At 49.1% G+C, this 23,522-nt stretch carries 3 protein-coding genes; all 3 read right to left on the minus strand.

Annotation, left to right across the window (positions count from 1 at the left end; translation table 11 throughout):
- Positions 1-13 precede the first annotated feature (13 nt).
- From MHI30_RS10535 to MHI30_RS10545, 3 genes are read right to left on the minus strand one after another with little or no spacing between them, the layout of a single operon-like run.
- A complete protein-coding gene (locus MHI30_RS10535) occupies positions 14-7,654 on the minus strand; it encodes an amino acid adenylation domain-containing protein (RefSeq protein ID WP_342410046.1) in 7,641 nt (2,546 codons plus the stop codon).
- Positions 7,655-7,670: 16 nt separating this feature from the next.
- Entirely contained in the window at positions 7,671-15,365 is a 7,695-nt protein-coding gene (locus MHI30_RS10540; RefSeq protein ID WP_075752727.1) for a non-ribosomal peptide synthetase, read from the minus strand.
- 26 nt (positions 15,366-15,391) lie between these two features.
- Entirely contained in the window at positions 15,392-23,047 is a 7,656-nt protein-coding gene (locus MHI30_RS10545) for an amino acid adenylation domain-containing protein (RefSeq protein ID WP_342410048.1), read from the minus strand.
- Between the last annotated feature and the right edge of the window lie 475 nt (positions 23,048-23,522).

A 23,522-nucleotide genomic window follows, 5' to 3' on the forward strand; every position in this document is an offset into this window, starting at 1 on the left:
CTGCCTCCTGTTCCTACAGTTCTTCGACAAAGCTCGCAATATTGTCCAAATCTTCCGCTGTTAACGATTGGCTGCTAAAATCGCTGACCGTTTTCTCTGTTTCTTGTTTATATGCGCAATGTTTGATGATTTGGTGCAAATTATGTTTCACCATGTGCAGCAGCTGTTTCATTGTTGTTGTATGGAACCGGCTTGGCGGATAGCTCAAATTGAAATGCATCTGATTTTGCCTTACCATGGCGCTCATCTCCAGCGTTTGCTCACGCTGCCATGTAGGTGTAATGTCTTTCCCGCTTGCAAGCCCCGAAAAGCTGAACTTTTGTTGACGTTCTGTATCATTGAATTGCCCTAAATAGTTAAAACCGATTTCAGGCGCTGTGCCGAACTGGATTGTTTTGTTTTCAGGGGATGTTAAATATTTCAAAATACCGTATCCGATTCCTTTGTCCGGTATTCTGCCGAGTGTATCTTTGACTGTTTTCACCGCCAGCCCCAACTCGCCTTCGGCTGCATGTAAATCAATCAACACAGGATATATTGTGGTAAACCAACCGACTGTCCGGCTGATATCCAATTCAGGAAGGGTGTGGTCTCTCCCGTGTCCTTCCATCGCGATCCGCAGTTTCCTCTCTCCCATCCAATCACACAGGGCTAATGATGCTGCCGTCAGCAGAATATCCTGGGTGTCTGTGTTGTAGGCGTTGTTGACCTTGTGGATTAAAACGTGTGTGTCTTCTTCGGAAAGGGTAAAGCTTTCCGTTTTCCGAATGTTGTCCGCAGCGCTATGCGGTTTTTCGCAAGGAAGTAAAGCGGCTTTTTCTTCTTCAACAGTGCGCCAATACGATTGCTCGCGAATGATCTTGCTGCTCTCTGCGTATTCGGCAAGCCGGTTTGCGAAATATTGGTATGAGTCCGTTTTCCGCGGAAGCTGAACCGGTTGTCCTGCGGCCGCCTGACTGTATGCTGCCGATAAATCCTCAAGCAAAATCCGCCATGAGACCCCGTCGACGACCAAATGATGAATGGTGAGAAATAAATAAGTTCCCGACATTGTGTTGAACAAGCCTGCTTTTAGCAGTGGACCTGTTTGCAAATGGATACTGCGCTGCAAATCAGCGACTTCGTCTTCAATCATGTTCTCCCATTGTGCCGTTTTAGAAAGGTCTCTTATGTTCAGGCTGTAAAGTTCTCCATGAATTCCCCTGTTAAATTGCTGCAGCTGGCCGCCGTCATCGATGATTGTCATGCGGAGGGCATCATGATGGATAACAAGATGCTGTAAAGCTGTTCGCAGCGGCTGTTCCTGAAATCCTTCTGAGCTGTGAAGCATGACAGATTGGTTGAAATGCTGCCTCTCTTCGATATGCTGTGCGAGGAACCAGCGCTGAACGGGCGTCCAAGGTACTTCTCCTTCAATCGGCCGCTGATCTATACTTCTCTCCGTCTTGCGGATGAGAGGTGCGGCTTCTTTAATAGTTGGATGGCGGAATAAGTCGCCTGCCGTGATTTTTAAGTCAAACCGTCCAAGGCGCGCAGATACTTGGAGGGCTTTAATCGAATCGCCTCCCAGTTCAAAAAACGAATCCTCAATCCCGACTTTTTCAACGCCGAGCACCTCTTGCCAGATCACGGCAAGCCGTTCCTCCAGCTGGTTGCGCGGAGGGGCGTATGCTGTGTTGATTGTTGTGGTCTCCGGCTCAGGCAGCGCTCTTCTGTCGAGCTTTCCGTTTTGTGTCAGAGGCAAGGCGGCAAGCTCAACCAAATGCGCCGGGATCATAAACGCGGGCAATTGCTGAGAAAGAAGAGATCTGACTTTCTCGATATTCATTTCCGCTTGCAGACTCATATAGGCAAGGAGTTCTTTATGTCCTGAGGGATCGGTTCGCACGATGACAGCGGCTTCTTTGACACCGTCAATCTGCCGTAATGCTGCTTCAATTTCTCCCAGCTCAATCCTGTAGCCGCGAATTTTCACTTGATCATCCACCCGGCCGATATATTCAATCGTCCCATCCTTCAGCCATCGGGCCAGGTCACCGGTCCGGTACATTCGTTCACCAGGTGCGAAGGGATTTGGCACAAATTTTTCTTTCGTCAGTTCAGGTCTCCCGAAGTAGCCTCTGGCTAGCCCGTCCCCGCCAACGCATAATTCTCCGATGACACCCATGGGCTGCAATCTCCCGCGGCTGTTGACAATATAAGCGGTTGAATTAGCGATTGGGCGGCCGATCGGAATGGAATGCTTATACTCGTGTTCAATCCGGAAGCACGTTGAGAATGTTGTGTTTTCCGTTGGGCCGTAGCCATTCCATAGCGCGAGATCCGGCGTCGCGTTGCGAACGCGATTGACATGGTTTGGCGACAGGGCTTCTCCGCCGAGAATCAATCTGGACAGGTCGGAAAATGTTCGTTCATTTTGTTCTGATAATTGATTAAATAAGGATGATGTCAGCCATAAAGTCGTGATTCCGTTCTGCTGTATGAATGTCTTGAGCCGATCGGAATCTAAATAAGTTTCCTTGTCACTGATGTATAAACAAGCACCGTTTAATAGCGGTCCGAATACTTCAAATGTCATCGCGTCAAATCCCAATGACGCTGTCAATAAAATCCTGTCTTCAGGTGAAAATGCCATATCGCTGTTTTTCACGAGACGGACGACGCCGCGCTGTTCAACCATTACGCCTTTTGGCGTGCCGGTTGATCCGGATGTATACATGATATAAGCGAGAGAATCAGGACCGCCCTGCTGTTCGGGATTGTTTGCTGAAATGCCGGCCTCAAGCTGGATGTCTTCTATGAATAACCGTTTTCCTGCCATATGAGATTCTAATCGATCTGATTGGAGGAGCATCACAGCATTGCTGTCAGACAACATCCATTCCAGCCGTTCTGTCGGCATGTCTTCAGTGACGGGAAGATAGGCTCCGCCGGCTTTTAAAATACCTAGAATTCCGACCGCAAGTTCAGGGGTGCGACTTGTTAATAGTGCGACAACACTTTCTGAACCGACGCCATTTGCTCGAAGCGCAGCGGCTATTCTGTTGGCGCGTTCGTTTAGTTCACGGTAAGTCAAGGTTTGCCTATCATGTATAACGGCCGGGGCATGAGGTGTTTTGGCTGCTTGATATTCAAATAAACGGCTGATCGTTTCGTGTTTCGGGTAGTCTTGTTTTGTCTGATTAAATGTGTGAATGAATGAGCTTGTCTCATGTTCATCTAATACATGGATATCTCCGAGATGAATGTTCTGATGTTTGATCACATGATGGAGAATATGAATATAGTAGGAAAGCCATTTCTTGATCGTTTGTTTTTGATAGATGTCTGTATTGAATTCAATATCAAAACGGATTGTCTCTTGATCTTCTTCAGCTGCATAAAAAGTCATATCAAACTTAGAGACTTTATGAGCGTTATGAGCTACAGTCGTCAAATGCAAGTCATGCAGAGTCAGTGATTCCCGCTCCATATTTTGCAGAGCGAACATAACGTCAAACAACGGATTGCGGCTCATATCACGGACGACATCGAGGCGGTCGACAAGCTCTTCAAACGGATAATCCTGATGCTCGAACGCCTCAAGCGCCGTTTCGCGGACCTCTCTTAAGAAATCACTGAAACATTTGTTTTCTGCCGGCTGCGTTCTGATCGCCAATGTGTTGACAAACATGCCGATGACAGGCTCTAAGTCTTTGTGCGGCCTTCCGGCGATCGGTGAACCGATGATGATATCCTCCTGTCCGCTGAGACGGGCAAGAAGCGTGCTGTATGCGGCGAGAAGAACCATATACAGGGTGCAGCTGTTGTCGCGGGCAATCTTGTAAAGGCCGGCTGTCGTTTCTGCATCAAGCGTGCGGGACACTGTACCACCCGCAAAGCTTCGCACCGCCGGGCGGGCGTTGTCGGCCGGAAGCGCAAGCACCGGCAGCTCTCCGTCGAGCTGCTTCAGCCAATAGGCTTCCTGTCTTTTGTACGCCTCCCCTTGTTTGAATGCCTGTTGCCAGACGGCGTAGTCTTTATATTGAATCCGCAGCGGGTGAAGCGTCCGGCTGGCGTACAGCTCGCTGAATTCGCGGATTAAGGTGCCGACAGACACCCCGTCGGAAATGATGTGATGCATGTCTACCAACAACAGGTGGCTCTCCTCCGCTTCCTTCACAAGAGCGGCGCGGAAAAGCGGCGCTTTTTGAAGCCGGAACGGACGGACAAAGTCTTCAGCCGCCGTCAACTCCATGAGCTGAAAAGGGACATCATCATGGATGCGCTGGACAGGCTCGCCGTCTGCCCCGGTTTCAAACGACGTCCTGAGCGATTCGTGGCGGCGGATCAGCTGCCTGAAAACCTCATCAAGCCGGGCGCGGTCGAGCGGTCCTGTCAGCTTAAGCGCCGCCGGCATATTATAGCCGACACCGCCGTCTTCCAGCTGCTGAAGGACATACATCCGCTTTTGCGCCGAGGACACCGGGTAGGTGTCCTGTTTTTCCGCCGGTTCAATCGCCGCATGCGGGCTTTCATCCAATTCCTGAATCACGGCGGCGAGCTCTTCCAGTGTCGGCTTGGCGAAGATCTCCTTCAGCGGCACCTGCACGCCAAACGCTTTGGCGATGCGGGAGACGAGCGCAGTCGCTTTCAGCGAGTGGCCGCCTTGTTCGAAAAAGTGGTCGCGAATGCCGGCAGGGCCGTATTTCAGCACCTCTTCCCAAAGCTTGGCGAGCTTCATTTCCGTAATGGTTCGCGGCGCGGTGTAAGCGCGTCGTTCAGCCGCTCCGCCGGGAGCGGGCAGCGCCTTGCGGTCAAGCTTTCCGCTCGGAGTGACAGGCCATTTTTTCATCTCGATGAAGGATGAAGGCATCATATAGGCCGGCAGGCGTTTGCCCAGCTCTGTCCTTACGGTCTGTTGATCCTGACCTTCAATATAGGCGTAAAGCGCGGTTTCCTCCCCTTCTGTCCGGGCGACAACCGCCGCTTCCCGCACACCGTCGATCTGGCGAAGCACCGCTTCGACTTCTCCCGGTTCGATTCGGTAGCCGCGGATTTTCACTTGGCCGTCCGTGCGGCCCAGCCATTCAACGGTGCCGTCCGGGAGCCATCTCGCCAGATCGCCCGTTTGATACATGCGTTCCCCTGGATAAAAGGGGTCATCGAGAAACCGTTCTTTCGTCAGCTCCGGACGGTTCAAGTAGCCCCGTGCGACACCCGTGCCTGCGATATACAGTTCTCCGGCCACCCCTATCGGCTGGACGGCTTTCTCACTGTCTAAAATATAAAGTCGGGCCCCTGGTACAGGCTTTCCGATCGGAAGCCGCATCCGTTCTCTGTCTTTTTCGTGGTCGTACAGATAAAATGCGGCATCCACCGTAGCTTCTGTCGGCCCGTAGCCGTGAATGACCGCAGTTTCCGGCAAACACCGGGCAAACCGGGCTGCTGTCTGGGGAGCGAGCGCTTCACCTCCGGCGAATACGCGTTTCAAGGTTTTCGCAAGGCTTGTCTTTTTCTCCTCTGTTTCCATCTCGACCTGATCTAAAAAGCTGTTGGCCATCGCCGGGATAAAATGCGCCGTTGTCACCCCTTCATTGACGAAGGCTTCTGTCATCAAAGCGGGATCTTTCTCCCAGCCCGGCGGAAGCAAATACATGGAGGCGCCGGGAATCATCCACCAAAACAACTGCCAGATCGAAGCATCAAATGAAAACGATGACTTGAGCACGATGACATCATCTTCAGTTAATGGGAACTGGCGCTGCATCCCGGACAAAAAGGCGGCAGCCTGTCGGTGCTCAACCGCGACGCCCTTCGGTGTCCCGGTTGAACCGGATGTATAGATGACATAGGCGAGTGAGCCGCCATCCGTATGAGCGCAAACCGGTTCGGTCTCCGCTGGTTCCGTTCGAAGTGATGACAGGTTGACTTCAAGCGTTTCCCCGGAAAATCCGGAGACGGACAAACCCGGCCCTGTGACGAGAAGCTTGGCACCGCTGTCGCTCAACATGTATCTGAGCCGTTCTTCAGGATAGTCTGGATCAAGCGGCACGTAAGCGCCGCCGGCTTTCAAAACAGCCAGCACCGCGATCACCATCTCCGGTGAACGGTCGGCGAGCACGCCGACCACACTTTCTTTGGCCACGCCTTTTTTCCTCAACCGAATAGCGAGCTGATTGGTATACTGATCAAGCTCTCGATACGTTAAGATACCGCCGGAAAAACGAAGCGCCGGCATGTTCGGCGACAGAGCCGCGCGGCGGGTGAAAAAGCTATGCAGCGTCGGCGCTAAAGGTGCAGCGAGCTCTGTTTGATTGAATTCGTACAGCATCTTTTTGGCAGTTTCTTCGCCAAGCAATGCAATTTGTGCGATTTGTTGATTGGGATCAGCGATGACAGAGCCGATGATATGGCGTAAATACAGTTCGATTTTTTTCATCATGGCTGGATCATACAGTCCGATATCAAAATTTATGCGAATATAAAGCGAGCTTCCCGGAATGATTTTAATGCTGCATCCATAGTTGGTAACTTCCTCCATATCAAAATGATCGACTGTGAAATCGAACGCATCAGCTTGATTCAGACTTTCAATTTCGCGCTGGGCCGGTATGTTTTCAAATACGACAATATGGTCAAACAGCTCATGTTTCAGCGTGCTTTGCGCCTGAATATCATATAAAGGATAATAACTGTACGCTTCCGCTTTCAGTGATTCCTGCTGCAAGCGGCTGACCAATGTCAAAAAGGACTCCGGCCCGCTTTTGACCCGGACGGGAATGGTGTTAATGAAAAGCCCGACCATTTTTTCTACGTCCTCAAGATCAGACGGCCTCCCGGAAATAACGGAGCCGAAGACTGCGTCATCACAGCGGTTGATCTTTTGCAGAATGATTCCCCATAATGCTTGAAAAACCGTGTTCAGCGTTGCGTCTGCTTTCAAGGCCAATTTTCGCAGCCTTTCAGTCTGTTCTTTAGATATGGTGAATGCCATCTGCTCAAGCTTTCCTTTTGAGGATGACGATGTTTTGGGAAGTGATGCGGTTTGTTTGACATCGACAAGCCTTGTTTTCCAAAAGGCTTCAGCTTCTTTTCGATCCTGTCGCATCAGCCATTTAATATACTTGCTGAACGGCTGAACCGGTTCAAAATCAGGAAGCTGCCCTTTTCCTAAAGCCTTGTAAATCGCAAGAAATTCTTTCATCACAATACCAAAGCACCAGCCATCCATTAAAATGTGGTGGTGGCTCCAAATACAATGATATTGTTCATGTGCCCTTTTTAAGATAGATACTCTCATAAGAGGGTCTGTTTGCAGATCAAATCCTTTTTTCTTGTCGTCATGTTTGAAATGATCGACAAATGTTTCTTTAGCCGCCTCGTCTAGATGAGAAATATCAACAAATTGAAGGCGGATTTGCCGCTCTTTTAACACGACTTGGCGCGGCTTTACCACATTTTTGTGTATAAACGCAGTGCGGAAAATATCATAGCGTTCAATCAGCGCGTCTAAACTTTTTTGAAACCGTTCTGTATCGAGCGAGCCGTTTATCGTAAATGATGCCTGTTCAAAGTAGGCTCTAGATTCCTGATCCAACAGCGAATGAAACAGCATGCCCTCCTGCATAAAAGATAAAGGATAGATATCTTGTATTTCCGGTTGCTGCACCATCAGCGACTCTCCTTTTCTATAATTTATTGACGGCTCCCATAATGTCGCTTAGTTCCTCCAATGTTAAATCTTCATCAGTGAAGTCTGTTGCACTTTTTTCATGAGTTTCTTTTTCTGTGCAATGCTTGATGATCGTTTTGAGAAAAAATTGAACATGGTTTGCCAGAGCTTGTACTGTTTCTTTCTTATATTGAAGCCGGTTGTAGACAAAGTGCATGACGAGACATTCTGAAGATACGGCGCCGCTGATATCGAGAAGATGAGGCCGCTCCCAATCCGGACTGATCTCATGCCCCGCTTTGACGGGGGAAACGCGAAACCCGCTCGACTTGATATCTTCGTCAAACTGTCCCAAATAGTTAAAGCTGATGTCGGGACACTGGGAATCTTCAGGTTCCCACATGCCGCCGATGTATTTCAGCACCCCGTAGCCAACGCCCTTATACGGAATACGGCGCAGCATGTCTTTTGTCCGCTTGATGTGGTAGCCGAAACGCTCATGATCATCTGCGGACTCCGGAAGGCTTGCATCGAGTAAAACAGGATAAATCGAGGTAAACCAGCCAACCGTCCGGCTGATATCAATATCCTCCAAATGAGCTTCTCTTCCATGGCCTTCCAAGCTGATTTTGAATCGATCATTGCCGGTCCATTTGTGAAGCGCAAGACCTAACGCGGCGAGTAATATGTCATTTGTATCTGTCGTATACGGCTTGTTTACAGCCGTTAACAGACGCTCTGTTTCTTGTTTTGTCAGCCGAATGTCTATGGTGTCTGTATCTTGCAGCAGATTCGTAAAGGTTTCGGCATCTTTCGGAAGCGGTTCAACTATTGTTTTTTCCCTTTCAGTCCAGTAATCTATTTCCCGTAATAGCTGTCGGCTTGTTGCGTAATCAGTCAGCCGCTTGGCATAGGTTTGATAGGAATCTGTCTTTTCCGGAAGCACGATTTCTTTTCCCGCCAGCGCCTGCTTGTATCCGGCAGTTAAATCTTCGAAGAGGATGCGCCATGATACTCCGTCGATGACAAGGTGATGAATCACAAGCAGCAAATGATCGCCGTCCGATCCGCGAAAAACGCCGGCTGCAACAAGCGGCCCTGTCTGAAGCTGAATCGATTTCTGAATATGTTCCGCGGCCCTTTCAATCATCACATGCTCTTGAGCTAATAATCCTGCTTCTCTTACATCAAGCAGTTCAAACGAAAACAGCTCCTCTATGGCAAGCTCTTCGGCTCTGTTGTACTGTGTTAAAGCTCCGTCTTGATATCCGCATACTATCCGCAATGCGTCATGATGGATCGCGATATGGGCGAGCGTTTTTTGCAGAGCTGTTTCATCAAATCGCGCGGAGCTGTGCAGCATGACAGATTGATGAAAGTGATCGTGTGACAAAGATTGTGAGAAAAACCAGTGCTGTACAGGCGTCAGCGGCACTTCCCCGTTGACGGGCGCTTGATCAATCTCGCGCCGGACTTTCGTTACCCGCTTTGACAGTTCGCCAAGCGTCTGATGTTTAAACAGGTCGCGAACCGTTGTTTCATAGCCTCGCTGCTTTAGCCTTGCGCATACTTGCAGCGCTTTAATAGAATCTCCGCCAAGGTGAAAGAAATGGGCGTTCACACCGAGCCCCTCCATTCCTAAGAGCTCTTCCCAAATCTCAGCCATCATCTGTTCAATATCGTTTCTTGGGCTTATATCTTCAACTGCGCCCCGATTCGCCGCCGGTTCTGGCAGCGCATTTTCGTCGAGCTTGCCGTTAGCTGTCAGCGGCAGTTCGTCAACCTGTATGATCCGCGCGGGTATCATGTATTCCGGGAGGAGCGTTCTGAGAGATGTACGAATCTCTGCTTCATTCAGGCTTTGCGCCGTTACCGCATATCCATAGATCGATTGCTGTCCGTCTTTGTCATTTCTTGTTATGACTGCTGCTTCCTTGATTGGAGGCAGTTCTTGAAGGGCGCTTCTGATTTCTCCCAACTCAATCCGGTATCCTCTGATCTTTACTTGCGCATCTTTTCTGCCGACATATTCCAGCTCGCCGTTTGGCAGCCTTTTGACGATGTCTCCCGTACGATACAGGCGCTGACCTCCGACATATGGATTTGTGATGAAACGGGAAGCGGTCAGCTCTTCTCTGTTGATATATCCTCTTGCGACTCCGGCGCCTGCGATATACAGTTCTCCCGGCACACCGACGGGCTGCAGGTTCATATAGGCGTCCGCGACATAGGCTTGTAGGGTTGCCAGAGGTTTTCCGATATTGCTTTTATTGTGTTTCATATCGGTTCGAGTCAGTTTTTTATACGTGGCGTGCACCGTTATTTCGGTAATGCCGTACATATTGATGAGATCCGTTTCTGGATACTTCTCAAGCCAGTTCATCAGCATCCCGGGCTGCAGGGCTTCTCCGCCGAAGATGACATAGCGGAGCTGTAAGCGGTCCGAATGCCTTAATTCTTCATCGATAAGCCCGTGAAAAGCTGTAGGCGTCTGGTTTAGCACAGTCACGCCTTCTTTTTGTAAAAGCCGCCGGTAGACATGGGGATCGCGGGCGGTTTCTTTCGGGACAATGACAATTTTTCCGCCGTGTAAAAGAGCGCCGAATATTTCCCAAACCGAGAAGTCGAAACAATAGGAATGGAACAGCGTCCAGACGTCCCGGGATCCGAATGAAAAAGGCAGATCGTCATGTTTGATCAGGCTGACCACATTGCGGTGTTCAATGACTACACCTTTCGGCTTTCCTGTTGTTCCCGATGTGTAGATCACATATGCCGGCTGTTCGGCTGATATCGGCTGGCGCCGCCTTTTCGCTGCGGCTTTTTCTGCCTCGTCAATATATAAAACAGGTATGTCAATGGGTTCTTCCCATTGTTGTCCGGATTGGGTAAGCAGCAGTTTGGCCCCGCTGTCATTCAGCATAAAGCGGATCCGTTCAGCTGGATAATCAGGGTCGATCGGCAAATAGGCGCCTCCCGCTTTTAAGATGCCGAGAATCCCAACCAGCATATCGAGTGAACGGTCTGTCATTAAACCGACCACTTGCCCTGAACCGACACCATGTTCATTTAACACAGCAGCTGTCCGTTCAGCCTTTTCATCAAGTTCCCGGTAAGACAGCTGACGATCATCGATCACGGCGGCTATTTGATCCGGAGCGGCCATTGCCTGTTTTTCAAATAGACTCGCGATGTTCTCTTGTCTCGGGTATTCAGCCGTTTCTCCTGCAGGATTGATCAGCATGTTTTGTTCTTTCGGAGTCAGCATTTGCATGTCGGACAGTTTCATGTCATGATTGGCCGACATGCTGCCGATTAGCGCTTTAAAATGATCAGACCAGCGCGCGACCGTTGCCTTTTCAAATAAGGCGGTACTGTACTCAAAATGACAGCTGATCGTTCCGTCATCTTGTTCTTCGGCATGCAAAGTCAAATCAAACTTTGACGAGTGATGCGGCAGTTTATGTGATAAAAGCGTCAGTTCCGGTAATTCCATCTTGAAATCATCGCTGTTTTCAAGCACCAGCATAGCGTCAAAAAGCGGGTTGCGGTTCACTTCTCGTGGGGCGTCAAGGTGTTGGACGAGCTCCTCAAACGGATAATATTGGTTGTCAACAGCCTCAAGTGTCAGTGTTTTGATCTCTTTCAAATATGTACGGACTGTTTTATTCCCTTCAGGCTTGCTTCGCATCGCCATTGTATTCACGAACATCCCGATCACGTCATCAAGTTCTGCGTGTTCTCGGCCATGTGCCGGCGAACCGATGACAATATCCTCTTGACCGCTCAGTTTAGAAAGAAAGATTGAGAAGCCAGCCAGCAACACCATATATAACGTTGAACCGGTCTCATCCATTAACTGGCGCAGCTTTGCCCCAGTTTCCCTGTCAATATGCGTGGTCAAAGTGTCTCCGCTAAAATCGGGAAGAAGCGGCCGTTTTTGATCAAGCGGCAAGTCCAGCACCGGCAACGTCCCCTTCAGCACTTCCAGCCAGTACTGTTTTTGGCTGCCGAATGCCCCGGTTGAAAACTGTTCATTTTGCCATACAGCGAAATCTTTATATTGCAGTGTCAATGGAGGCAGCTCTTTCCCGCTGTAAATGTCCGTGAATTCACGAATAAACGTGCTCATTGACATACCGTCAGCAATGAGATGATGCATATCAAGCAGGAAGAAATGCCGGTCTTTGTTCAACGCGGCTAAGCAGACTCTGATCAGCGGAGCTCTTTCAAGATCAAACGGCTGAACGAACGATTCCAACACTTCATTGAGCGATTCCTCGGATTGGATGTGCAACTCTGTCCATTTCACTTTGGCAGATGATACGATTTTTTGCATCGGCTCCCCGTCCTGTAAAACAAACGAAGTACGCAGCGCCTCATGTCTGTCAATTAATGTTGCAAAAGTTTCTTTCAAGCGCTTTCGGTTCAGTGTTCCGCAGAGTTCCAAGCAAGCGGGCATGTTGTAGCTTGTACTGTCTTTTGCCAGCTGATGCAGGGCATAGAGCCTTTTTTGCGCGAAAGACAAAGGATACAGATTTTTTTCCGGCGCCGGTTTTATCTCCGGACGGGTCTCACTTTTGACCCGTTCTATTGCAGGAGCCATGCTGGCAATCGTCGGATATGAAAAGACTTCGCGAATCGGCAGCTGAACATTAAGCCGCTGATAGATTTTTGAGACAAGCGCCGCCGCTTTAAGAGATTGACCGCCCAATTGGAAGAAATCATCATGTATGCTAATCCGCTCCCGCTTCAACACGTCTTGCCAAATCGACATAAGCTCTGTTTCCAGCAAAGTGCGGGGCGCTTTCGGCATGACGTCTGTCCCGCCTGAATGTGCCGGTTCCGGGAGACCGGAGCGATCCAGCTTTCCGCTCGTTGTAAGCGGCATTTTGGGCAGTATTGTAAAGCTGTCAGGCATCATATAGGCCGGCAATTTCCCGGCAAGGGCTCTATGCAGGTCCAAGCGCTCTGTTTCCTTTTGCAACACAACATAAGCCGCAAGCTCCTGTTCTCCATCTGCTGTGGTGCGTACGAGTGCCGCCGCGTCTTTTACCCCGGAAATGCCGCGAAGCGCGGATTCAATTTCTCCTAGTTCTATTCTGAATCCTCTGACTTTTACTTGGTGATCCAACCGTCCAAAGTATTCGATCGTTCCATCCGGCAAAAAGCGCGCCTTATCCCCTGTCCTGTACAGCCGTTCTCCTTCATGAAAGGGATGGGCGGTAAAGGCTTGATCTGTCAATTCCTTTTGCTGAAAGTACCCTTCAGCCAGGCCTTTTCCTGAAATGCATAATTCACCGACAGCGCCGATCGGCTGAAGGAGGTTCCCGTGCATAATATAGACAGATGTATTATCAACCGGACGGCCGATTGTCAATCGCTCCCTTTTCTGAAGATCCCGCAGCACCGTTGTCGACACGCTGTTTTCTGTCGGTCCGTATTCGTTTATCAGCTCGGCACCACTGCAAATCTCGCGGCTTAAGGCGATGACATCAGGTGTCACAGCTTCTCCGGCCAATGTAACAACACGGACTGATTTCACATCTTCTTTTGTCAAGGTTTCCAATAGAACACGGTACAGCGAAGGAACGAAGAGCAGATGGCTGACGCCGTGTTGGGCGATAAGCTGTTTCATAGCCACGACATCTTTTGCATCATCTTCATCGGTCAGCAAGACGCAGGCACCTGACAAGAGCGGTGTGAACAGACCTGTTATTGACCCGTCAAATACATATGAAAAGAGATGGAGCGCGATATCGCGGTCTGTCATGCTGTATTCTTCCCGTCTCCATTGCAATGTATTGGAAATGCTTCCGTGGCTGACGAGCACACCTTTCGGCCGCCCCGTTGTCCCTGATGTATAAATGATGTAGGCCCAATTTTCGCTGTCTGACTGGGCTGAAAGAGGATCTGTTGGTTGAACAGCGGTTTCTTCAATTGTGACAATCTTCCCTTTGTAATCCACAGGGACGAATGGGAGCAGTTCTTGCTGCGTAACGAGCCATTTGGCTTGACTGTCACCTAAGAGAAACGAGAGCCGCTCAGGCGGATGATCCGGATCAAGCGGCATAAACGCGCTGCCCGATTTCCAGATGCCGAGAAGAGCTGCGACAGTTTCTTTTGAGCGGCGCAGCATAACAGCTGCAACTTGATTTGGGCCAGCGCCTTCTTTCCTTAGCGCACGAGCGATTTGATTGGCTCGTTCATCTAATTCGCGGTAGCTCCAGCTTGTTTCATTGAATCTGAGCGCCTCTTGTTCCGGTGTTTTGGCAGCTTGCTTTTCAAACAGCTCATAAACTGTTTGATCCGGATAAGTTCGCTGTTTGCCGTGAAAGGAATGAATCAGTTTTTTTTCAGCAAGTGGCACAGGATCAATGCTAGTGATCAATCGATCGGGATCTGACAGTATAGATTTGATCACCTCATTTACATGCCCCTGAAGCCGAAGTATGTCGGTTTGATCGTAGACTTCGGCATTATAGCTGAATTTCATGTAAAAGTTCTCACCTGGAACAATGACAATATTCAAGTCGTAATTGGTTTCCTCTGACGTGGAAAAATGATCAAGATGAAGAGCGTTTTCCTCCGATTCTTCCCAGCCGTTAACCTCTTTCTGCATTTGGACGGGATAATTTTCAAATACAAGGATATGATTGATCAGGTCTTTGTTTAAGCCGCTTTCATTTTGTATCTCATAGAGCGGATAATAGCCGTGATCTTCACAAGCCAGAATGTCTTTTTGCACCTGTTTGGCGAGTGAAGAAAATGACATACCCTCGGAAGAGCGAATCCGGACAGGCACCGTGTTAATGAACAGTCCGGCCATTGATTCGATCCCGTCAATGGCGGAAGGCCTCCCTGAAACAACTGCGCCGAATACAGCGTCATCAGTCGCGTTGTAGCGGTGCAGAAGCAAGCCCCATATACTTGTAAACAACGTGTTTAACGTCACACCCAATCGCCTTGCTAAATCGGAAAGTTTTTCAACCGTTTCCGGCTTGAGTGAGAATTGAAGGTGTCTCGGTGTATAAATGCCTTCCGTTGTTTTGCTTTTTGAACCGGGGACAGAGACAGGCTCCCCGTACCCTTCCAGATAATCGGACCAGAAGGCAGCTGTTTTTGTTCTATTCTGACCGCGAAGCCAAGTCATGTATGTGCTGTAAGGCGCCGGCTTCCCAAGGCGGAAAGGCCGGCCGTTTCTTAGAGCGTAGTACATGTGGAAAAAATCTTGCAGCACAATACCTAAGCTCCATCCATCCATCATGATGTGGTGGTGGGTCCAGACGCATGTATGCCGTTTTTCTCCTGTTTGATAAAGGGTCAGCCGCATTAATGGACCTTTTTGCAGGTCGAACCGTTGAAGCCGATCTGCTTGTTTGCGGCTATTTATCAACGTATTCTGTTGTTTAGCCGTCAAGGCAGAAATATCCTCCGTCTGAACAGCTACTTTTCGGTGTGACAGAACGACTTGCTGCGGCCCGTCCAGATCAGGCACCTCTTTTATATAAATCGTTCTGAAAATGTCGTAACGTTCAATCAATAGATCCAGACTCTTCTGAAATGAATCCAGACACAAATCACCGCTGATGGTGAAGGAAATTTGTTCAATATAGGCGTTTGAATCAGGGTGAAGCAGTGAATGAAACAGCATTCCTTCCTGCATATACGACAATGGATAAATATCTTGAATCTCTGTCTCTTGCGCCATGAATGCCACACACCTTTCCGGCGAAATTAAAGTTCTTTTACGAGATTGGCAATACTTTCGAGTGAAGCGGAAGTCAATTGTTTATTGCTGAAATCGCTCAATGTTTTTTCTCGTTTTTTCTTGGCGGAACAATGCTCAATCACCTCACAAAGGCGGTCACGGAAGCCATCCATAAATGTTTCAATCGTACGCCTGGAAAAGACGTCGGTATAGACAGTTTGAATATCAAGCCGCTGATTGACGACCATGGCATTAATGTCCAAATCAAATTCTCTCGGCCGCTCTTCAGCAATGTTGTGGCGCGGCTGATAAGGAGACATCCGCATCATTCCTTCGAGACCGTCGAACTGTCCGAGATAGTTAAAGCAGATTTCAGGTTCACGGTGCTGAATACGTTGGGACGATTGCAAAAGCCCGTATCCGGTTCCTTGGTTCGGCACGCGTCTCATCATGTCTTTCACGTTTTTTATACGGCAAGCGGTTTTTTCGCTTGAATTGTCCGGCGCGCTCATGTCCAGAAGAACCGGATATATCGAGGTGAACCATCCTACAGTTCTGGAAATATCAATGTCCGGAACATGTCCTTCCCTGCCATGTCCCTCAACACTGACAAGGAATTGCTCATCTTTCGTCCAATCGGCAAGCGCCATTCCCAAGGCCGCCAGCATCAGTTCATTCACCTCTGTGCCGTATGCCTGTTTTGTCTGAAACAGCAGCTGGTTTGTCAGTTTCACGCTTAACATGCGAGAAGTGGTGAGTGCCGTTTTTTGCAGCCTTTCCGCATTCCTGTGACCGTCTTTTGGCAATGAAGCCGTTTCAAAAGATATCGCATGCTCCCAATATGCCGCTTCCTCAAGCAGTTCGTTGCTTGTTGACAATGGATGCAGCCTGTTTGCATATGTTGCGTAAGAATCGCTTTTCTGCGGCAATTTAATTTTTCTGTCTGTTAAAGCTTGCTGATAAGCTGTTTGTAAATCTTCAAGCAAAATTCTCCATGACACACCATCCACTATCAGATGATGAATTGCGATCAGCAGATGGTCTGCATCCCGCAATCTGAACAATCCAATGTGACAAAGAAGTCCTTCGTCCAAACGCATAGCCCGCTGTATTCGTTTTTCCTCCGCTTCTATGCGTTCGGCGATCTGCGTCTCATCGGCGAGGTCTATGGTCTTAAAGCTGAATCCATCCTCATCCGTTTGACTGATTCCGCGATTATATTGAAGGATGCGTCCGTTATCATCTTTTTTAAACATCATCCGCAGTGCGTCATGATGCTTGATTAAAGCGGATACGGCCCGGCGCAGTGCAGTCTCGTCCAATCTTTTTTCACTTGTGAGCATGACTGCTTGATTGTAATGATGTTCAAAGGCGCCAGGATAGGCAAAAAACCTTTGCTGGACAGGTGTTAGACTGGCATTTCCTTCAACAGGCCCCTGATCGGCAATTGATACGGCCGGAGTCAGGTGACTCGCCAGTTCTTCAATGGTCGGAAATTGAAATAAATCCCGAATCGTCATATCCCATCCTTCAGCGGCAAGACGAGCCGACACTTGCAGCGCTTTTATGGAGTCTCCCCCCAGCTGAAAGAAAGAGTCGGTGATGCCGGCTTGCCGTACATGGAGCACATCCTCCCAAATCCGGCATAGCAATGCTTGTTTTTCATTTTGCGGGGCATGGTAAGTTTCCAGGCGCTGAACATGTGCATCAGGCAAAGCGTCTTTATTCAATTTCCCGTTAAATGTAAGCGGCATTTTCTCTAAACCGACAAAATGAGCTGGAATCATGTAAGCCGGAAGCCTTTTTGCCAAATCTAAACGCAGATCGCTGATGTCTGCTTCTTTAGGAACGACGTATGCCGCCAAATAGGTTTTCCCTTCAATATCTTTTTGAATGGCGACTGCCGCTTCTTTGACATGCTCGTTCTTCAAAAGCGCATTTTCTATTTCTTCGAGCTCAATTCTGTAGCCCTTTATTTTGACTTGTTGATCAAGACGCCCATAAAGACGAAGGGTGCCATCAGGAAGCCAGCAGGCCTGATCTCCGGTTTGATAGAGCGGCCGACCTTGCGCTAAAGGATCGCTGAATTTGGCTTTTGTCAATTCAGCTTTTCGCCAATAGCCTTTGGCCACGCCTTCTCCCCCAATAAAAAGTTCTCCCGGGACGCCGATGGGCTGAACTTGTTTGTTCTTGTTAAGAACATACATTTGTACATTTGGGAGCGGAATGCCGATCGGTACAAAATCGTGATAAGGCTCTTTACTCATCGTGATTTCATAATAGCTTGAATCAATGGTCGCCTCTGTTACACCATAGCTGTTGATGATCCGCATCTCTTTTCCGAATCGTTCATTTAGTGTGTAAAAATCCTGTGCACTGACAATATCTGAACCCAGGATCAGCACCTTTAGGCTCGGTAATCGATATTTCCGCCGGTAAACATATTCCATAAAGGGAACAATCAGGGCTGGCGTTGATTCCATTAATGTAATCTGCTGTTGATTCATCAGCTTACATAACAGCTCGGGCTCAATTCGGACATCATCCGGGCAAATCACAAGCGTTCCCCCGTTTAAGAATGCCCGGGCTATGTCTCCTGAAAAGACATCAAACGAGAAACTGGCCATTTGCAGTACTCTCGCTGGTGTGCGGTCAAGCTCATAGATGCTTCGCCAAGCAAGCGCTGCATGTGTGAAATTGCGATGTCTGACTTCAACTCCTTTTGGCGCTCCTGTTGTTCCTGAAGTATAGATGACATAGGCAGTATCTTTTGGAGTTGCTGTTGAAACAATATTTTCCGCGTGCAGGCCATTATGTTCATGGTCAAGATGGATGCAAGGCATAACGCCATCTGTCAAAAGTGAAGCGATGTCTATATATTCAGCCTGGGCCAGCAGCGCAGATGCTTCGCTGTCTTTTAATAAAAACCGAATTCTTTCTTCTGGATAATGGGAATCTATCGGGATATACGCTCCTCCCGCTTTCAGCACGGCCAAAACACCTATGATGGCTTCAATCGAACGATTGGCCAAAATCGCAACTCGTTTTCCAGGACCGATTCCGGCTGTTTGAAGCGTCCGCGCCAGTCGATTGGCGCGACCATTCAACTGGTGATAGCTGATCTGTTTCGAGCCCTCAATGACTGCGATTTGCTGAGGATTATTCGCTGTTGTTTCTTCAAACAGTTCGTGAAACACTCCTGCTCGTTCTGGAAGTTGAAGGTGTTTGTGATTAAATTCAACAAGAATTTGGTGTTGATCTTCATCGTTCAGAAGATTGAAGCGCGCAAGATCTGTCTCGGGCTGATGGGCGATATGGCGCAAAAGTACAAACAAATGTTTCATCCAGCGCTCGATGGTTGTTTTTAAGAAAAGATCGGTGCTGAATTCCATGTCGAGACGGATATTTCCGTTAGATTCGCAAGCGGTCAATGTAAGGTCAAAAACAGATACTTGATGGGCAAATGTTTGAACGCGATTGACTTGAAGGCCGGCTAATTGCATATCGTGCTGTTCCATGTTTTGCAAAATAAACATGGCGTCAAACAGCGGATTGCGGCTCATATCACGGACGACATCGAGGCGGTCGACAAGCTCTTCAAACGGATAATCCTGATGCTCGAACGCCTCAAGCGCCGTTTCGCGGACCTCTCTTAAGAAATCACTGAAACATTTGTTTTCTGCCGGCTGCGTTCTGATCGCCAATGTGTTGACAAACATGCCGATGACAGGCTCTAAGTCTTTGTGCGGCCTTCCGGCGATCGGTGAACCGATGATGATATCCTCCTGTCCGCTGAGACGGGCAAGAAGCGTGCTGTATGCGGCGAGAAGAACCATATACAGGGTGCAGCTGTTGTCGCGGGCAATCTTGTAAAGGCCGGCTGTCGTTTCTGCATCAAGCGTGCGGGACACTGTACCACCCGCAAAGCTTCGCACCGCCGGGCGGGCGTTGTCGGCCGGAAGCGCAAGCACCGGCAGCTCTCCGTCGAGCTGCTTCAGCCAATAGGCTTCCTGTCTTTTGTACGCCTCCCCTTGTTTGAATGCCTGTTGCCAGACGGCGTAGTCTTTATATTGAATCCGCAGCGGGTGAAGCGTCCGGCTGGCGTACAGCTCGCTGAATTCGCGGATTAAGGTGCCGACAGACACCCCGTCGGAAATGATGTGATGCATGTCCACCAACAACAGGTGGCTCTCCTCCGCTTCCTTCACAAGAGCGGCGCGGAAAAGCGGCGCTTCTTGAAGCCGGAACGGACGGACAAAGTCTTCAGCCGCCGTCAACTCCATGAGCTGAAAAGGGACATCATCATGGATGCGCTGGACAGGCTCGCCGTCTGCCCCGGTTTCAAACGACGTCCTGAGCGATTCGTGGCGGCGGATCAGCTGCCTGAAAACCTCATCAAGCCGGGCGCGGTCGAGCGGTCCTGTCAGCTTAAGCGCCGCCGGCATATTATAGCCGACACCGCCGTCTTCCAGCTGCTGAAGGACATACATCCGCTTTTGCGCCGAGGACACCGGGTAGGTGTCCTGTTTTTCCGCCGGTTCAATCGCCGCATGCGGGCTTTCATCCAATTCCTGAATCACGGCGGCGAGCTCTTCCAGTGTCGGCTTGGCGAAGATCTCCTTCAGCGGCACCTGCACGCCAAACGCTTTGGCGATGCGGGAGACGAGCGCAGTCGCTTTCAGCGAGTGGCCGCCTTGTTCGAAAAAGTGGTCGCGAATGCCGGCAGGGCCGTATTTCAGCACCTCTTCCCAAAGCTTGGCGAGCTTCATTTCCGTAATGGTTCGCGGCGCGGTGTAAGCGCGTCGTTCAGCCGCTCCGCCGGGAGCGGGCAGCGCCTTGCGGTCAAGCTTTCCGCTCGGAGTGACAGGCCACTCACGCATCTCGATAAAGGATGACGGCATCATATAGGCCGGCAGGCGTTTGCCCAGCTCTGTCCTTACGGTCTGTTGATCCTGACCTTCAATATAGGCGTAAAGCGCGGTTTCCTCCCCTTCTGTCCGGGCGACAACCGCCGCTTCCCGCACACCGTCGATCTGGCGAAGCACCGCTTCGACTTCTCCCGGTTCGATTCGGTAGCCGCGGATTTTCACTTGGCCGTCCGTGCGGCCCAGCCATTCAACGGTGCCGTCCGGGAGCCATCTCGCCAGATCGCCCGTTTGATACATGCGTTCCCCTGGATAAAAGGGGTCATCGAGAAACCGTTCTTTCGTCAGCTCCGGACGGTTCAAGTAGCCCCGTGCGACACCCGTGCCTGCGATATACAGTTCTCCGGCCACCCCTATCGGCTGGACGGCTTTCTCACTGTCTAAAATATAAAGGCGCGCCCCTGGTACAGGCTTTCCGATCGGAAGCCGCATCCGTTCCCTGTCTTTTTCGTGGTCGTACCGAAAAAATGCGGCATCCACCGTAGCTTCTGTCGGCCCATAGCCGTGAATTACCGCAGTCTCCGGCAAAGACCGGGCAAACCGGGCGGCTGTCTGGGGAGCGAGCGCTTCACCTCCGGCGAATACGCGTTTCAAGGTTTTCGCAAGGCTTGTCCTTTTCTCCTCTGTTTCCATCTCGACCTGATCTAAAAAGCTGTTGGCCATCGCCGGGATAAAATGCGCCGTTGTCACCCCTTCATTGACGAAGGCTTCTGTCATCAAAGCGGGATCTTTCTCCCAGCCCGGCGGAAGCAAATACATGGAGGCGCCGGGAATCATCCACCAAAACAACTGCCAGATCGAAGCATCAAATGAAAACGATGACTTGAGCACGATGACATCATCTTCAGTTAATGGGAACTGGCGCTGCATCCCGGACAAAAAGGCGGCAGCCTGTCGGTGCTCAACCGCGACGCCCTTCGGTGTCCCGGTTGAACCGGATGTATAGATGACATAGGCGAGTGAGCCGCCATCCGTATGAGCGCAAACCGGTTCGGTCTCCGCTGGTTCCGTTCGAAGTGATGACAGGTTGACTTCAAGCGTTTCCCCGGAAAATCCGGAGACGGACAAACCCGGCCCTGTGACGAGAAGCTTGGCACCGCTGTCGCTCAACATGTATCTGAGCCGTTCATCAGGATAGTCTGGATCAAGCGGCACGTAAGCGCCGCCGGCTTTCAAAACAGCCAGCACCGCGATCACCATCTCCGGTGAACGGTCGGCGAGCACGCCGACCACACTTTCTTTGGCCACGCCTTTTTTCCTCAACCGAATAGCGAGCTGATTGGTATACTGATCAAGCTCTCGATACGTTAAGATACCGCCGGAAAAACGAAGCGCCGGCATGTTCGGCGACAGAGCCGCGCGGCGGGTGAAAAAGTTATGCAGCGTCGACGCCAAAGGTTTGACGGAATCTGTTTCGTTAAAAGCAGACAAAATCCGTTCCTTTTCGTTGGACTCTACCATATCGATGTTTTTAATCGGCTGATCCGGCTTCTCAAGCGCCTTCTCCAAAACGGTTAAAAGATGGGATTGAATCCGTTTGATGTCATGTTCAGTAAACATAGCGGTTTGATAATCAAAATTTAACTGTATGATACCGGTATCAAGGCGCTCTTTAATTGAAACAGACAGCTGATTTGCAGTGCGCCCGCTGAAGTACATGGCCGTTTCATATTCAAAGCCATCCGCTTGTTGCCATTGAAGCGGCTGATACTGTATGGAAGTGGCGATTAAATTTTGCAGATCACCATGCTGATGCCTTAATTCGTTCATCAGCAGATTGTAGGGATATTTTTGATGACGCATGACTGACAGCTGTTCTTTCCCGATGCTTGTGACAAAGGAAAGAACATCACAATCAGGATCAACTTCCATTCTGATTGGCAGTGTGCTGACAAACATACCGAGCATGTCTTTTTCCAGCCTGGAGGCGCGGTTTCCGTAATAGGTTCCAATCACAATATCCTTGCTGGATGTCATCCTGCTGATGCATATGTAAAACGAAGCCATAAACAGAGAAAGAATGCTGATTTGATTCTTTTCACAAAAGTGTCGGATTGATTCTGCCAAGGGATGTGAAAGAGTCAGGGTTTCTCTTATAGCGGCGGTGCTTTGTTGTTGAGGCAAGGCTTTTTCTGTTAGTGGGAAATGTTCTGGAATGGTGTGGTAGGTGTTTGTCCAAAATAAGCGGTCTTTTTCAAACCGGGAAGATTGCAAGTATTGCTTCTCTTTTTCGATATAGGTGAGATAGGAAGGTTCATGATGTTGAGGTAAGGGTTCATTCCGAATCATTTTTTGATACATCTCAATCAGCTGATTGCCTAGCAGATTAAGAGAAATACCGTCCATTATGATATGGTGGAATTTTGCATAGAGCCAAACTTCTTCGCTTGAAATCGCCAGCAGGGTGAATTGATAAAGCGGTGAATGAAACAGCTTAAACGGAATCGAAGTCTGATCGTCAATCCACTTATTCCGTTCGGACTTGACGGCCTCTGTCAAATCAATTGTCTCTATGGAAAGCGGGCGATGTTCAGCGAGATAAAGATCAGGCTCTTCCCCTTTCCCTTCTGTCAGCTGAAAATGAAGTGAATCATGCCGGGAAACTGAAAAGTCCAAAGCCCGCCGCAGCACATCAAGGTCGATAGCACCTCTGAATTTGACACAGGCTGCAAGATTGCAGATACTTGTACCCGGATCGAGCAGCTCGGTAAACCATACTCTCCTTTGAGCATGGGTCAAAGTGTAGGTTGTGTTCAATGGAACCCCTCCATTTCAAATATAAGAGAATAAAAAAGTAAAATAATTACAGGTTATATGACAATATATGGCTAAATCATACGTATGAGAATCATTGTAATACAAATTCGATAAAATACAACAATGTTTACAATAAATTCAATAATTTATTAGAAAATGGTTATTTTATCTCATCTGCAAAATTCTTGTCTTTACTGCTCATAACATATGAAAAGCTCTAAATAGAATGAGTAAACGGAGAGAATATCAGGATGTTTATACCATTTTATTCAAAAAACAGAGCTGAAATTCAACGCACTCTGAGAGAAATGGAAATAAATTGTCATCATTTATACATAAAAAATATCGTCTCACGTGTTCTTGAAAAACCTCATAAAAAAAACTGTACCTTAACCAATCAAGATACAGTTTTGCTTCGCTTTCAAAAGCTTTAGGCTACACGGCATCCGTTTACATGTGCAGATGATCCGTTAAA

The sequence above is a fragment of the Bacillus sp. FSL L8-0528 genome (assembly GCF_038593085.1).
Taxonomy (GTDB): Bacteria; Bacillota; Bacilli; order Bacillales; family Bacillaceae; genus Bacillus; species Bacillus paralicheniformis.

Coding starts and splice junctions, on each gene's coding strand:
- MHI30_RS10535 (WP_342410046.1), bottom strand. CDS start 7,654: ATGGTGCAGCAACCGGAAATACAAGATATCTATCCTTTATCTTTTATG.
- MHI30_RS10540 (WP_075752727.1), bottom strand. CDS start 15,365: ATGGCGCAAGAGACAGAGATTCAAGATATTTATCCATTGTCGTATATG.